Origin of the sequence: Falsiroseomonas sp. HW251 (assembly GCF_050563545.1) — a bacterium.
Classification (GTDB): Bacteria; Pseudomonadota; Alphaproteobacteria; order Acetobacterales; family Acetobacteraceae; genus Falsiroseomonas.
The window spans coordinates 46,457-60,280 of the sequence record NZ_JBNXUM010000027.1 but is presented as its reverse complement, the minus strand read 5'-3'; the positions used below and the strand labels follow the sequence as shown (position 1 = coordinate 60,280).

The following is a 13,824-nucleotide window of genomic DNA, read 5'->3' as shown; positions in this document are numbered from 1 at the left end:
GCGCGCCGGCACAAGCGCACCGCGCTCTGCGACGAGACGCATGTCGGCCGCGCTCCAGACGGGCGAGAGTCTGCTGTCCGCCCTTCCGCGACATAGGCGCACGCGTCGTTGAGACCGCTTAGGCGACGTGCTGCCCGGATGTAGCCCCGCTCTCAGACGGCAAGTGCGTCCTCGCGGAAGCGGATCTGGCGGCGCGAGGGGCTGAAGGTGCCGCGGCGGCAGCCGAAGCGGGGCAGGCTCTGGCTCGCGGACGGCTCGTGTGTGAGGCTGCGGCCGGAGCACGCCAACCATGTTTGGGCTTACGACTTCGTCGAGGACCGGACGCGGGAGGGTCTGAAGTTCAGGATGCTGTGCGTGGTGGACGAGTACACGCGCGAGGCGCTGGCGATCCGCGTCGCGCGGAAGCTCACCTCGTCGGACGTGATCGACACCCTGGCCGACCTGTTCCTGACGCGCGGTACGCCGGCGCACATTCGCTCGGACCAGGGGCCCGAGTTCGTGGCCGAGGCGGTGAAGTGCTGGATCGCCGGCGTCGGGGCGAAGACGGCCTACATCGAGAAGGCGAGCCCGTGGGAGAACGGGTACGTCGAGAGCTTCAACGGCAAGCTGCGGGACGAACTGCTGAACGGGGAGGTGGTCAACACGCTCCGCGAGGCGCAGGTGCTCATCGAGGGCTGGCGGCGACACTACAACCGGATCCGGCCGCACTTGTCACTCGGGTACCGCCCGCCCGCCCCGGAGACGGTGCCACTGGCCAGGTCGCAGATCAGCTCAGGAGCAGGCTCGGCTGCGATGGCCCACTAAAACTCCACAAGGTCCACTCGATGGGGGCTGGTCACGGCGCCCATGCCGGTTTTCTGGGATGTGACGAAGAAAGCGTGATGCCTCCGCGGTCCTGAACAGGTCAAGAGGAGAACGGATCCAAGTCATCCGCGGTAGGAAAATGGGGGGGGCACGTCAATGGCCGGCCGTCATCCGCCGAGGCGTTGCGGTGTGGGGTGTCGAGGATCCCGCGTGGTGCGCTGAGCGCGCCAGGGTTGGGACGGAGGGCATGTGCGAGCCGGCACCGCCGGGCAGGGACGATTAAGGCCGATTGGGAGATGGGCAACGCAACAAAGGGCGCTCCGCCAGAGATGGCGGGGCGCCCTTAGTGCGTCGCTGGCTCAACTCGCTTCCCCGCCCGCCCGGCGCGCGCCTGCGCCTGAAGCCGGTTCCACTCGGCCGTGAACTCGGCGACGAACGCGGCCATCAGCTCGGGCCGCATCAGCTCGCTGCCGAGCGCCACCAGCACCCGCACCTCGAGCGGCCCGCGGCGGACCCGTGCGCGGTTGCTGCAGGGGCCCCGGCAGGCGAGGTAGTCGCGCCCGATCGCCACGTAGCTGGCCCCGCAGCCTCCACCACCGCTTGGCGACGGGCTCCCAGCGGGACGCAGGGACGAGCTTCGCTGACCGCCGATCGGAACCGAGGCGGCTGGATGGGTGCTTGCACCGGTGCGTGCTCCACAGACGCGCCCACCTTCGCAGGGCGGGATCGCGGCGCCATTCGCTGCCGAGCTGGAGACTGGATGCGGGAGCGGACGACAGGACGGTCAAGCTGCAACCGCCTCGCCAAAATAGGCCCGCTCCAGCCGGTGGTGCAGGCTAGGCTCGTCGGCCCTGGCCTCCAGCACCACGCGCCCCTGTGCCATGGCATAGACCCGGTCCGAAACGGCCAGTGCCTTGTCGATCAACTGCTCCACGAGCAGTACGGCAGTGCCGGCCGTGCGCAACTCTGAAACGACGCCGAGCACGCGGCCGACCAGCACCGGCGACAAGCCCGCGGACGGCTCGTCGAGTAGCAGCAGCCGCGGGCGCCGGACGAGCCCCTGCGCGACGGCCAGCATCTGCTGCTGCCCGCCGCTCAGCGCGCCGCCGCGGTCGTGCCGCTTGGCGGCGATCTCGGGGAAGACGGCGAGCGCTTCCTCAATGCGCGCGGCGCGTTCAGCGCGCGGCAGGTCGTAGGCGGCCAGCAGCAGGTTGTCGGTGACGCTGAGCTGCGTGAAGACGCGGTGGCCTTCCACCACATGCACGAGGCCCGCGCGCGCCGAACCCCGAGGGCCTGCCCCCTGCATGTCCCGGCCATCGAAGCGGACGCTGCCGCCCGTCCAGGGCAGCAGGCCGGTGATGGCGCGCAGCAGCGTCGTCTTGCCAGCGCCGTTCGGGCCGAGCAGCGACACCACCTCGCCGGCCTCGATCCGCAGGTCCACGCCGTGCAGCACGGCGATCTTGCCGTAGCCGGCCTCGATCCCCCGCACATCGAGCAGCGCTTCAGGAGCCGAGATATGCACTGACCACCTCCGGATGCGCGCGGATCTCGGCCGGCGTCCCGGCGGCCAGCTCGCGGCCCAGATTCAGCACGGTGACCTGGTCGCAGATCTCGAAGATCAGCTCGGCGTGGTGCTCCACCAGCAGCACGCCGGTGCCCTGGCGGCTGATCGCGCGGATCAGGGCGCCGAGGCTGCGGATCTCCTCCGCCGACAGGCCGGCGGCAGGTTCATCGAGCAGCAGGAAACGCGGCCGCAGCATTAGCGCCCGCGCGATCTCGAGGAAGCGCAACTCGCTGTGCTGCAGGCGGTCGGCGCGCACATCGGCAAGCCCACCGAGGCCGACGCACCGCAGCGCGAGCAGCCCGTCTCGCCGCAGCATCGCCTCGTCCTGGCGATGACGCGGCAGCGCAAGCAGCGATTCCACGAAGCTCCCGCGGCCGCGGATGGCGCCGCCCACCATAGCGTTCTGCAGCACCGATGCCTCCCCGATCATGCGCGGGGTCTGGAAGGTGCGTGCGATGCCCGATGCGGCGCGCGTCTGCGGCGCGCCGGCGGGCAATGGTGCGCCGTCCAGCGTCACGCTGCCCGTCTCCGGCCGGTAGAAGCCGCAGATCACATTGAGCGTGGTAGTCTTGCCCGATCCGTTCGGGCCGATCAGGCCATGCACCGCGCCGGGCTCGATCGTCAGGTCGAGGCCGTCGACGGCGCGGACGCCGCCGAAGCTCAGCACCACGTCCTTGAGCCTGATCGGCTCCGGCGCCGGGCGTTCGCCGAGGATCTCGGGCAGCAATTCGGGCCGCGGGAGGATGGTGCGGTCGGCCTCGATGCGGCGGCGGCTGCGGAAATCCAGCAGCGCCGCGATGCCGCCCGGCACCGCCAGCACGATCACCAGCAGCAGGGCCGCGTAGAGGAAGGTGGACCAGGCGACGAGCGGGGCCGCGAATTCCGGCAGCCAGGTCAGCACGATGGTGGCGATCAGCGGGCCGAGGATGGACCCGCGGCCACCGATCAGGATGGCGATGAAGAACAGCACCGAGAGGTCGAAGGTGAAGGCTTCGGGGCTAATGTAGGATTGCAGAGTGGCGAACAGCCCACCGGCGATCCCCGCCATGGCGCCGGCGAACAGGAAGACGGAACCCAGCAGCAGCGGCTTGGAGATGCCGGCCGCTTCCGCTGCCACCTCGGCGTCGCGGATCGCCACCAGGGAACGGCCGAAGCGGCTATGCGCCACATTGGCCGTGATCCAGGTGCAGAAGGCCGCAAGCCCGAGACAGAACAGATAGAGGCCCAGGATGTCGTCGAACGGCGCGGGCAGCACCGGCCCGCTGATGCCGATGCCCCCGCCCGTCACGCTCTGCCAGGCCAGTGCCACCTGCGTCACGATGGTGGCGAAGCCGAGCGTGGTCATGGCGAAATAGAAGGTCCGCAGCCGCAGCGCCGGAAGGCCGACGATGAAGCCGAAGACGCCGCCGACCAGCGCTGCCACGCAGAGCGCCGGGAACACGGGCACGGGCGGCAGCACCTCGCCGGCCACCAGCACGCTGGTGGTGTAGGCGCCAAGCGTGAGCATCGCGACCCAGCCGATCGCCAGCTGCCCGGCGAAGCCAACCACGAGGTTCAGCGCCGAGACCAGCACCCAGTAGATCGCCGCGCGCGTCGCGATCAGCGTCCAGTAGTCGTTGCTCACCATGGGCAGGACCAGCGCCATGGCGAAGATCGCGACGAAGGGCAGCACGTGCCGCCACAGGCCGGGCGTCGCGTCGGAAGCCGGGGCCCGCGCGGCCATGCTCGAGGACGCGCTCATACGCGGCGCTGGGCCGGGGCGCCGAACAGCCCCTGCGGTGCGATGAGCAGCACGACGATGAAGACGCTGAAGACGGCGACGGAGGCGAAGACGCCGCCGAAGGTGAAGTTGGCCGCCTGCTGGAACACGCCGAGCGCCAGCCCGCCGATGATCGCACCGCGGTTGTTGCCGAGCCCGCCGAGCGCCACCGGCACGAAGCCGTAGAAGTTGAGCATCGCGCCATTCGCGAAGAAGGCCAGGAACAGCTGGCCGGAGGCGAAGCCGGCGAGGCCGCCGATGACCCCGGCCAGCGCGTAGCTCGCCATCCGCAGGTTGCGCTCTGGCAGACCCAGCGCCCGGGCGGCGAAATTGTCCTCCGCGATGGCGAGGAAGGCACGGCCGATCAGGGTCCGGCGATAGAGGAATTCGAGCCCCACCACTGTCGCCGCGCAGGCCAGGATCGGCAGCCAGAACTTCTCGTCCGTCGCGCCGCCGCCCTGGAAGCCGAACAGGGTCGGGAAGGGCTGTGGTTCGGTGCTCCATTCGATGGCGGTGAATTGCTGGATCATCAGCGCAAGCGCCAACGTGGACAGCACATAGAGGTGCTGCTCGAGGCTTTTCAGCACCGGACGCACCGCGATGATCTCGGTCAGCACGCCCACCGCCGCGCATGCCGCGAGCGTCAGCGGGAAGCCGAGGATCGCCGGCAGCCCGAGTACGCCGATCAGCGCGGCGCCGATCACCCCACCGAGCATGCCAAGCTGCCCGGCGGTGAAGCTCATGACGCGCGAGGCCGAGAACATGACGTTGTAGGTCACGCCGATCATCGCATAGACGGCGCCGACCGCGAGCCCGGACATCAGGATGGCAGGCAACATGGCCGCGCGCCGCCCTTCGTTCAGGTGTAGCCGGGCGCCAGGCGATAGGCGCCCTGGCGCAGCGAATTCGCTTCCGACATCACCAGGTCACCCTGCGGCAGCCCGTTGTGGTTCTCCACGGACCAGGTGTAGCTGGCATAGAGACCCGGGTAGCTTCGCACACTGTTCCAGAAGCCGATGATCGCGGCCGGATCGGTGCCGCCCGATTCCTGCACGGCCTTGGCGATGATGTTGATGGCATCGACGCCCGCGGCCACCCACCAGAGCGTGGTGTCCTCCAGGTTGATCCTGCCGCGCACGCCATCGACGAAGGCCTGCACATGCGCGGGCAGCTTGCCGTCGGCGCCGTAGCTGCAGTTCTTGAAGCCGAGAATGTAGGTCTTCTGCCAGTTCTCCGGCTTCGCGATGAGCTGGCCGACCTCGCCGGAGCCCATCGCGGGGTGGCCGATCAACGGCACGTCCCAGCCCAGGTTGGCGCGCGTGTTCATGATGCGGGAGATCAGCCCGGGCGAGACGGTCCAGATCGCGATCGACTGCGCGCCGGCGTTGCGCATCCGCAGCATGTCGGGCGTCAGGTCCGGCTGCGTCGCGTCGATGGTGCCGCGATAGACGACCTCTGCATCGCGCCGGAGGAAGCTGGCGGAGGAACTGTTGACGGTGGTGGTGCCGTAGCCCGTGGTGTCGCCGATCACCGCGAAGCGCTTCAGCTTCAGGATATCGACGCCATAGGCGCTGACGGCGTCGTCGATCTGGCTGTTGGAGGGCGCCATGCGGAAGGCGTTCGGGAAGCGCACGGGATCAATCAGCGTATCGACGAAGCACGGGTGGATGTTCGGTATGCGCGGGCGCGCCATGATCGGCGTGACGGCGAGGGATTCGCCGGAATTGGTCGGCCCCCAAATGGCGTGGACGCGGGCGCGGCTGATCATCTCCTGCGCGGCGTTCACCGCCTTGGTGGGGTCGCCCTGGGTATCGCGCACCACCAGCTCGAGTTGCCGTCCGCGCACGCCGCCGGCGCCGTTGAGGGTCTCGACGGCGTGCTTCACGCCGCGGTCGAAGCCGATCGCGGGGGCGGAGCTCGGCCCGGTCAGGGCGGCGAGCCAGCCGATGCGGATCGGCTCGCTCTGCGCAAGCGCCGGCGCTGCCAGACCAATGCCCGATGCGGCGGCGAGGCCGGCGCCACCGAGCGTGAGACCGCGGCGTGTGATGGTCATCTCTGCTTCCTCCTGTGCTTTCGCGTGCCCGGTGCCAGGCTATTGGCTCTGCAGGTGTCGGATACGATCCCGGTCGAAGGTGAAGCCCCAGCCGGGACGTTCGGGCACGAGCGCGTGGCCGTCCGCGAACTCCAGCGCTTCGGCGTAGAGCAGCGAGAACCACGGCATGTATTCGAGGTAGCTGGCGTTCGAGAGCGCGCCGAGGACCTGGATGCTGGTCTCGGGGAAGAGGTGGCTTGAGACCGCGACATCGTGGCTTTCGGCCATGTGGCCGACGCGCATGAACTCGGTCACGCCGCCGACGCGCTGCAGATCCGGCATCAGGATATCGGCGGAGCGCAGTTCCAGCATGCGGCGGAAGCCGTAGCGCGTGTATTCCGTCTCGCCGCTTGCGATTGGCGTGTCGAGCGCGGAAGCGACGCGCGCCAGGCCGTCCAGGTCCCAGGCAGGCAGCGGTTCCTCGAACCAGGTGAGCTGGAATTCCTCGAGCATGCGGCCGAGGCGGATCGCCTGCGCCTCCGTCTGGCCCTGGTTCGCATCGGCCATCAGCGCGACATGCGGGCCGATGGCATCGCGCACCGCACGCACCCGTGTGGCATCTTCCGCCGGGTCGGGCTTGCCGAGCCGCATCTTCATCGCCAGGAAGCCCTGGTCGAGGAAGCTCCGCGCTTCCGCCACCAGCTCGTCGACCGATCGCGACAGCCAGAGCCCGCCGCTGTGATAGGCCGGCACGCGGTCCTGCGCGCCGCCGAGCAGGCGGTACAGCGGCAGCCCAGCGGCCTTGCCGAGCGCATCCCACAGCGCGCCGTCGATCGCCGAGATGCCGACCACCGGCACGCCCTTGTGGCCGAGGAAGTTGATGTCCTTCCAGGCGCGCGCCCAGAAGCCGGCTATGTGCCCGGCGTCGCGGCCGATAACGACATCCGCCAGGTCGTCCACCATCTGGCGCAGCACCTTGGTGCGGCGGTCGTTGAGGGTGAAGATCAGGTTCTCCCCGGTGATGCCCGCATCGGTGCGCAGCGTCACGAGGATGCAGCCGAAGCGCGCGATCTGGCCGAGCGCGCTGCCGATCGGCTGCGGCAGCTGCACGACGACGGGCGTGGTCTCGACGGCAGTGACCTTCATGCGGGGCGCCTTGCTTCGATGCGGGTGGGCTCTGACTTCGCGTAGCGCCGCAGGATCGCAGGATCGGGGTCGCAGCCGAGGCCAGGGGCGGCCGGCACCGCGACCTTGCCGTCCCGCACGCGCACCCAAGGATCGAAGGGATTGGCCTCCATCTCGAGCCAGAGCACCTCGATCAGCGGGCGCTCCACCTGCGCCGCGGCGATGTGCACCGTGGCGACGAAACCGGGGCCGAAATAGGGGCAATGCGGCACCACTTCGACCCCATGCGCCCGGGCGACCGCGATGACCTGCAGCACCTCGCCGATGCCGCCGATCTTGGTGACGCTGGGCTGGGCGATGTCGATGGCGCCGGCCTCCATCAGGGCGCGGAAGCCGAACACGCCGGCGGTGTTCTCGCCCGCGGTCAGCGGGATGCCGAACCGGCGAAGGCTGGCGAGGCCGTTAGAATCCTCGGGTGGCCAGACCGGCTCCTCGAGCCAGGTGAGCCCGTCCTGCGCGAGACTCGCCGCCATGTCGCGCGCGACCGGCGGCGTCCAGGCGCAGTTGACGTCGAGCATGATCGCCGCGTCCGGGGCCGCCGCCTTGGCGGCCAGCACGGCATCCCGCGTCACCTCGTGCAGCTTGATGTGGCGATAGCCCTGCGCGCGCGCATCGGCGGTGTTGCGCGCGACGAGCTCGAGGTCGCCGCCATAGGAGAGCAGGCTGGCATAGGCGTTCAACCCCTCCGCCCGCGGAGCGCTGCCGCCGAGCAGGCGCCAGAGCGGCTGGCCGCAGCGCTTGCCGAGCAAGTCCCACAAGGCGATCTCGATGCCGGAAAAGGCATAGACGAAGGGCCCGTTGCGCCCGAGCAGATGCACCCCGTGCAGCACCTGGCGCGTGATCGCATTGATGTCGCGCGCGTCGCGGCCGACCACCTGCGGTGCCACGATGGTGTCGAGCGCCGCCTTCGTCGCGGGGATCGCCGCGTGGCCGAAGGCCTCGCCCCAGCCGACCAGCCCATCCTCGGTTTCCACCCGGACGAGCAGGATCTCGAGCCGATCCCAGGGCTGCCCTGCGAACAGCGGATGCGGGCCACCCATCGAGAATGGCACGGATACGACGGAGCTTTCGATGGCCGTGATCAGCATGGACGCCCACTGCCCTGGATCCGCCTTCTGTCCGGGCGGGATGACGACACCCTGGAACTCTGGCAAAATCAGATCAACCCCCATTTGACCACATGGATGTAAGTTGAGCTGATGAAGCTGAGCTTCCGACAATTGGAGGTGATACGCGCGGTGGCGCTGCATGGGTCGGTCACCGCCGCGGCGACCGACCTCGGCGTGTCGCAGCCTGCGGTCAGCATGATGCTGCGCGAATGCGCGACCAGCGCCGGCTTCCCGCTGTTCCTCCGCGGCCAGGGCCGGCTGCAGCCGACAGCGGAGCTGCGCGTCTTCCTCGACGAGATGCACCGCGTGTTCAAAGGCCTGGAACGCATCGATCGCCTGGTGGGCGACATCCGCGACGCGAGCGTCGGCTCCGTCGTCGTTGCGGCGACGCCGACGCTGGCGGACAACCTGCTGCCGGTTGCGGTTGCGGCCTTCCGGCGTGCGCGGCCGCGCATCCAGATCACGGTGCAGACCATGGACAACCTCTCCGCGGTGGAGGCGGTCACCCAGGGCGGCGTCGATTTCGGCCTCGTGCTGACGCCCATCGCGGAAACCGATGCACGGCTGGTGCCGCTCTGCGCGGGCGAACTGGTCTGTGTCGTACCGATCGACCATCCATTGACGAGGTTGGCGACGGTCGGTCCGCAGGACATCGCGCCCTACCCGCTGATCTCCTTCAGCCGCAGCCTGCCGCTCGGCCATCTGGTGGAGCAGAATTTCCGGGAAGCCGGAGTGCCGAGACGGATCGCTCTCGAGGTCAATCAGTCATCGACCGCGCTGGCGCTGGTGCGCGCTGGGGCGGGCATCGCCTGGATCGACCCGTTCCTGCTGCTGGACGATCGCGACCACGGGGTCGCCCGGCTGCGCGTTGCGCCGCGTTCGATGGTGACAGCGCAGGCGCTGGTGCCGAGCCAGGGCACGCTGTCGCGCCCGGCGCTGATGCTATTGGCCGCGATCCGCCGGCAGGGCAGCGCAATGCCGGGCGTCAGCAGCCTGGTAACGCGTGGCCAAGGCCTGCCGCAGGGGCTCGAGAGTCCGGAGTGCTAGACTCCACCACCGCGAAACCCGTCACCCCCTGAGCACCGTTCGGCATAAGCCGATGCGTGTCCCCGCATCTGGAATTCCCGCAGTAATCAGAGCACTCCAAGAACCCCGCATCGGCCTATAGCGAACGGTGCCAACGGGCGCAGTGCGGCCGCCGTCGACTCGAACTAGACTCAGGATTTGACGGGCAGGCCAGTCGTCATGCTCGTGCTGCATGGGCTCGCCGGCCTCTGCATCGTTGGTCGGGGCCATCCTCCAGCGCGAGACCGAGTTCCGGGTGGAGGGCGAGGGGAAAAGCTCATCGTCAAATCGCTGGCCGATGAAAACGTTCTAGCCAAAGCCGTGACCTCTTTGAACGAGTGCCTGATCAAGCAGGCGGACGACCTGGTTGTCAGCCATCGTGAGGACCAGCACGCCGCAGACTTGACCCGCCGATACCGCCGCTGGCGCACACAGACAGCGACTGCCGTATTTCCGCGTCCGCGGGGGCACCTGGCCGATAGCTGATGTCTGCCATAAGCGTGGGGCACTACACGGACCACCGCAACGTTACGACTGGTGCGATCCCGAACGACGGTCAGCGGGGGCGATACGTGTCCGGGCCATGTCGCTCGGGACAGCGCGCCGCAGCCGCACCGCCGCCGACGCTGCCCGTCGCGCCCCGTGTGGCCTACTCGGCGCGGATGCCGCGAGCGCGCACCACCTCACCCCACTGCTGGTATTCCCGCCGGAACGCTGCTGCAAACGCAGCGCGATCCCTCGACGCGGGTGTCAGGCCGAGGCTTCGGATGCGGCCCTCGACGGCAGGGTCGGCGAGCGCCTCGGGCAGCAGCGCCGCCAGCCGATCAGCGCCGGCCGACGGCACCGCGCGCGTCGCGAACAGCGCCTGCCAGCCGTCGATGTCGATGCCCGGCACGCCTGCCTCAGTCAGGGTCGACACCTCCGGCAATGCCTCCAGTCGCGTGTCGCCGATCGCCGCCAGCGCCCGCAATCGCCCCTCGCGGATCAGGGGCATCGCCGTCGAGAGGCTGACGAAGGCCATCGACACCGTGCCCGAGATGAGGTCGGGCATCAGGACGCCCTCACCCCGGTAGGACACCGGCTCGATCTGCACGCCGGCGCGCTCGTTGAACACTTCGAGCGCGAGATGCGAGAGCGTGCCCCGGCCGCTGTTGCCGGCCGACAGCGCGCCGGGCTGGGCGCGTGCGGCGGCGACCAGCCCGGCGACGTCGCGCAGCGGCGACCCTGCGCCGACCGCCAGCACGAAAGGCGCCGATGCCACGAGGCCGAGCGGGATGAAGTCGGCCAGCACATCGTAGCCCACGGGCTGGGCCTGCAGATGCGGCACGATCGTCATGCTGACGCTGCCGAACAGCAGGGTATGCCCGTCGTTGCTCTGCGCTGCCGCCTGTGTGCCGATGATGCCGCCCGCACCACCTCGGTTCTCGACGACGACCGGCTGGCCGAGCTTCGTGGCGAGGCTGTCGGCCAGCAGACGGGCCAGGAGGTCGGCGGGACCGCCGGCCGCAAAGGGCACGATGATGCGCACCGGGCGCGTCGGCCACGCCTGTGCCGAAGCCGGACGGGCGAGAGCGACAGGCGCAATCAGCAGGAGGTGTCGGCGCGAGAGCGGATGGGACATGTTGTCGTCTCCCTTAGGGCAGGTAAGCCCCCGCGGCACGCAGATGCGACTGCAACGCTGCGACATCGCAACTCGCCGGCGGTGCATTCGCCCGTGCTGCCATCGCCGCCGTGACCCCGGCGGCTTGGCCGATCGCCATCACGGTCGGCATGACGCGGGTGGAGGCGTGCGCGCGATGGGTTGCCGAGATGCCCCGCCCCGCGACCATCGCATTGGCGAGCCGAATGGGGATGAGGCTGCGCAGTGGGATCGCATAGGCGTGGTCCTCGCCAAGCTCGTCGAAGGTCAGTCCGGCGCCCTGCGCAGGGTGGACGTCAATGGGATAGGCACCCCAGGCGATGCGGTCGGGAAAGGGTATGCCGGCGCGCAACTCGGCCTCGTCCAGCACGTGCAGGCCGCGGATGCGCCGGCTCTCGCGGATGCCGATCTGCGGTGCGAAGGCGATCAGGCGCCCCGCCGCGCAGCCGGGAACCTGGCGCGCGAGAAAGCCGGCGGCGGCAAGCGATTGGCGTCGGCCTTCAACTTCCGCGGCGGAGAGCGCCAGCGGATCGGTCGCATCGAGCGCGACGCGGCCGATGTTGAACCAGGCGTCCGCGGTGCGCTCGACGCGGCTGGCGTGCAGCGCCGCGCGCGCCAGCGCACCTTCCGCGACGCCGCGGGTTGCGAGCGCCTTCAGCTCGTCGGACGGGATCGCGCTGAACACGGCGAAGTCGATTGGCCCGAAGCGGAACATGGCGGTGGCGGGCTGCATTGCCTCGCCCTCACCGAGGGACAGGAAGTCGCAGCCCGCGCGGGCGAGAAGGTCGAGGTCGCCCGAGGCATCTACCACGATGCGGGGCGAGCAGGTGACAGTGCCCGCCTTGGTCAACAGATCGACGCCGGCGATGGTGTCACCGGCGCGCTGCACGTCCAGTAGCACGGCATGGAACAGCAGGCGGACGCCGGCCTCGGTCGCGAGCCGATCGAGGACGACCTTCAGCAGTTCGGGGTCGTAGGACACCCGGTCCATGACGTGCCCCGTGGACATGGTGAAGCGCGAGTGCCCGTCGCTGGCGCCGAGGGCGACCAGCCGCTCCACGATTTCCTTCGCGATGCCGTCGACGACGCGGCGGCCGGACGCAGTCTCCCACCCCACGAACTGGCCCACAGCCGCGGCGGTCGCGGCGCCGCCGAGGAAACCCCACCGTTCGACGAGGAGGGTGTCGGCGCCGGCACGTCCGGCGGCGATCGCCGCAACGGTGCCGGCGATCCCACCCCCGACGACGAGGACGTCGGCTGTCAGGTGCATCGGGCAGCACCTCCTCCATGAGGCAGCGCTGCGGACGGTGCGACTCCCGGCCGAGGAAGGCAATTGATGACTCTCGCGCGGTGGACATCGAGGTCACCGTTCGCGCTTGCTGCTGACCTGCGATGGCGTGATGTTGACCTGATCCGGCCGGCTAGCCTCGGGCCATGCAAGCTGCTGTGGCACGAGACGCAGCCGACCTGGACGGCCGACGACGTCGTCGCCGCGAGCATGGCCCCGGTCCATCGGAACTTGCCTTCCCGTCCGGCTGAGATCATACTAGTCAGTATATGCGGCAGTGGACATGCTTGCCGTGGATGGCGCACGCGCGGTCGCTGACGGCATCGCAGCATGTCCGCCCACCGGCGGCCCACAGGGAGGACAACCATGAACACCACGGTGAGTCGGCGCACCGCCCTCGGGGCCGTCCTGCTTTCGGCCCTCACGCGACCGGGTTTCGCACAGGTTGAGGGATGGCGGCCGACCCGGCCGATCCGCATGGTCGTGCCAACCGCCGCGGCGGGGGCCAATGACGTCATGGCTCGCATCGCCGCGCAGCACCTCGCATCGCGCCTTGGCCAGCCCGTGGTGGTGGACAACAAGGCCGGCGCGGGCGGCACGATCGGCACGGTGGACGTGGTGCGCTCGCCGCCCGACGGGCACACGGTGCTGATGGGGAACATCGGTGCGCAGAGCATAGCCTATTCACTTGCGCGCAATATGCCGTACTCGCCGGACGATCTGCTGCCGGTGACCAACATGTTCATCACGCCGCATGTGCTGGTGGTGCATCCCTCGGTGCCTGCGACCACCGTCCCGGAGTTCGTCGCCCTGCTGCGCGCCAACCCCGACAAGTACAGCTACGGCACGCCGGGCATCGGGCAGTCGCCGCATCTCGCGGCGGTGTGGTTCAACCAGCTCGCCGGGACGAGCAGCGTCGCCGTGCACTACCGCGGCACGGCGCCGGCCAATACCGACCTCTATGCCGGCACCATCCACTTCGTTTTCGACCTGATCGCCAACCATGTCGAGGCGATCCGCGCCGGCCGCGTCCGCGCCCTGGCGGTGACCGGCGCCGACCGCAGCCCGCTCATGCCGGAGCTGCCGGCGATGCGCACGACAATGCCCGAATTCGCGGGCTTCACGACCGGCAGCTGGATTGGCCTTCTCGCGCCGCGCGGCACGCCGGAGGCGGCGATCCGGACGTTCAATCTCGAGATGAAGGAGCTGCTTACCGCCCCGGATACGGCGCAGCGCTTCCTCGCACTCGGCGGGCAGCCTGCCTATGGCAGGCCGGAGGAGTTCGGCGCCTTCCTGCGCCAGGAGATCGCGAAATGGGGCGAGGTCATCCGACGCGAGGGGCTGCAGGTGGACCTCACCTGACGCAGCCCGGCAGGAAG

11 protein-coding genes and 1 pseudogene are annotated in these 13,824 nt (G+C 69.5%); 3 read left to right on the top strand and 9 right to left on the bottom strand.

Annotation, left to right across the window (positions count from 1 at the left end; genetic code table 11):
• Positions 1–177: 177 nt before the first annotated feature.
• Positions 178–804, top strand: a pseudogene (locus ACLF3M_RS26370) (IS3 family transposase); the annotation flags it as partial.
• A 343-nt stretch (positions 805–1,147) separates the two neighbouring features.
• Here ACLF3M_RS26370 and ACLF3M_RS26365 read toward each other — a convergent pair.
• From ACLF3M_RS26365 to ACLF3M_RS26335, 7 genes are all read right to left on the bottom strand, one after another.
• On the bottom strand, positions 1,148–1,375 hold the full coding sequence (locus ACLF3M_RS26365) for a hypothetical protein (protein WP_430659979.1): 228 nt from the start codon (positions 1,373–1,375) through the stop codon (positions 1,148–1,150).
• Between the two features lie 213 nt (positions 1,376–1,588).
• Complete coding sequence (locus ACLF3M_RS26360) at positions 1,589–2,326, bottom strand: ABC transporter ATP-binding protein (RefSeq protein ID WP_430659978.1); 738 nt, start codon at positions 2,324–2,326, stop codon at positions 1,589–1,591.
• The gene (locus tag ACLF3M_RS26355) at positions 2,307–4,091 is read right to left on the bottom strand and encodes an ABC transporter permease subunit (protein WP_430659977.1); all 1,785 of its coding nucleotides are present in this window, start codon (positions 4,089–4,091) and stop codon (positions 2,307–2,309) included. Before ACLF3M_RS26355 ends, ACLF3M_RS26360 begins: the two co-directional genes overlap by 20 nt.
• A gap of 14 nt (positions 4,092–4,105) precedes the next feature.
• Positions 4,106–4,948, bottom strand: coding sequence for a branched-chain amino acid ABC transporter permease (locus ACLF3M_RS26350; protein WP_430659976.1), 843 nt, complete (start codon positions 4,946–4,948; stop codon positions 4,106–4,108).
• Positions 4,949–4,986: 38 nt separating this feature from the next.
• On the bottom strand, positions 4,987–6,180 hold the full coding sequence (locus ACLF3M_RS26345) for an ABC transporter substrate-binding protein (RefSeq protein WP_430659975.1): 1,194 nt from the start codon (positions 6,178–6,180) through the stop codon (positions 4,987–4,989).
• Between the two features lie 39 nt (positions 6,181–6,219).
• Positions 6,220–7,305 (bottom strand): mandelate racemase/muconate lactonizing enzyme family protein, encoded by a 1,086-nt coding sequence (locus tag ACLF3M_RS26340; RefSeq protein WP_430659974.1) that lies wholly within the window; start codon positions 7,303–7,305, stop codon positions 6,220–6,222.
• The gene (locus tag ACLF3M_RS26335; RefSeq protein ID WP_430659973.1) at positions 7,302–8,432 is read right to left on the bottom strand and encodes a mandelate racemase/muconate lactonizing enzyme family protein; all 1,131 of its coding nucleotides are present in this window, start codon (positions 8,430–8,432) and stop codon (positions 7,302–7,304) included. The genes ACLF3M_RS26340 and ACLF3M_RS26335 overlap by 4 nt, the downstream gene beginning before the upstream one ends.
• A 111-nt stretch (positions 8,433–8,543) precedes the next feature.
• On the opposite strand from ACLF3M_RS26335, the gene ACLF3M_RS26330 reads away from it, so the two are divergent.
• Entirely contained in the window at positions 8,544–9,500 is a 957-nt protein-coding gene (locus tag ACLF3M_RS26330; RefSeq protein ID WP_430659972.1) for a LysR family transcriptional regulator, read from the top strand.
• Between the two features lie 667 nt (positions 9,501–10,167).
• On the opposite strand, the gene ACLF3M_RS26325 is transcribed toward ACLF3M_RS26330, so the two are convergent.
• The gene (locus ACLF3M_RS26325; protein WP_430659971.1) at positions 10,168–11,046 is read right to left on the bottom strand and encodes a Bug family tripartite tricarboxylate transporter substrate binding protein; all 879 of its coding nucleotides are present in this window, start codon (positions 11,044–11,046) and stop codon (positions 10,168–10,170) included.
• A gap of 106 nt (positions 11,047–11,152) precedes the next feature.
• Positions 11,153–12,427 (bottom strand): FAD-dependent oxidoreductase, encoded by a 1,275-nt coding sequence (locus ACLF3M_RS26320; RefSeq protein ID WP_430659970.1) that lies wholly within the window; start codon positions 12,425–12,427, stop codon positions 11,153–11,155.
• 384 nt (positions 12,428–12,811) lie between these two features.
• Between ACLF3M_RS26320 and ACLF3M_RS26315 the strand changes: the two genes are divergently transcribed.
• Positions 12,812–13,807, top strand: a complete 996-nt coding sequence (locus tag ACLF3M_RS26315) for a Bug family tripartite tricarboxylate transporter substrate binding protein (RefSeq protein ID WP_430659969.1) — start codon at positions 12,812–12,814, stop codon at positions 13,805–13,807.
• Positions 13,808–13,824 lie beyond the last annotated feature (17 nt).

What these genes read in the sequence shown, in the direction of transcription:
- ACLF3M_RS26335 (WP_430659973.1), bottom strand. Translation starts at nt 8,432, where the DNA reads ATGCTGATCACGGCCATCGAAAGCTCCGTCGTATCCGTGCCATTCTCG.
- ACLF3M_RS26340 (WP_430659974.1), bottom strand. Translation starts at nt 7,305, where the DNA reads ATGAAGGTCACTGCCGTCGAGACCACGCCCGTCGTCGTGCAGCTGCCG.
- ACLF3M_RS26330 (WP_430659972.1), top strand. Translation starts at nt 8,544, where the DNA reads ATGAAGCTGAGCTTCCGACAATTGGAGGTGATACGCGCGGTGGCGCTG.
- ACLF3M_RS26350 (WP_430659976.1), bottom strand. Translation starts at nt 4,948, where the DNA reads ATGTCCGGGCTCGCGGTCGGCGCCGTCTATGCGATGATCGGCGTGACC.
- ACLF3M_RS26320 (WP_430659970.1), bottom strand. Translation starts at nt 12,427, where the DNA reads ATGCACCTGACAGCCGACGTCCTCGTCGTCGGGGGTGGGATCGCCGGC.
- ACLF3M_RS26315 (WP_430659969.1), top strand. Translation starts at nt 12,812, where the DNA reads ATGAACACCACGGTGAGTCGGCGCACCGCCCTCGGGGCCGTCCTGCTT.
- ACLF3M_RS26355 (WP_430659977.1), bottom strand. Translation starts at nt 4,091, where the DNA reads ATGGCCGCGCGGGCCCCGGCTTCCGACGCGACGCCCGGCCTGTGGCGG.
- ACLF3M_RS26345 (WP_430659975.1), bottom strand. Translation starts at nt 6,180, where the DNA reads ATGACCATCACACGCCGCGGTCTCACGCTCGGTGGCGCCGGCCTCGCC.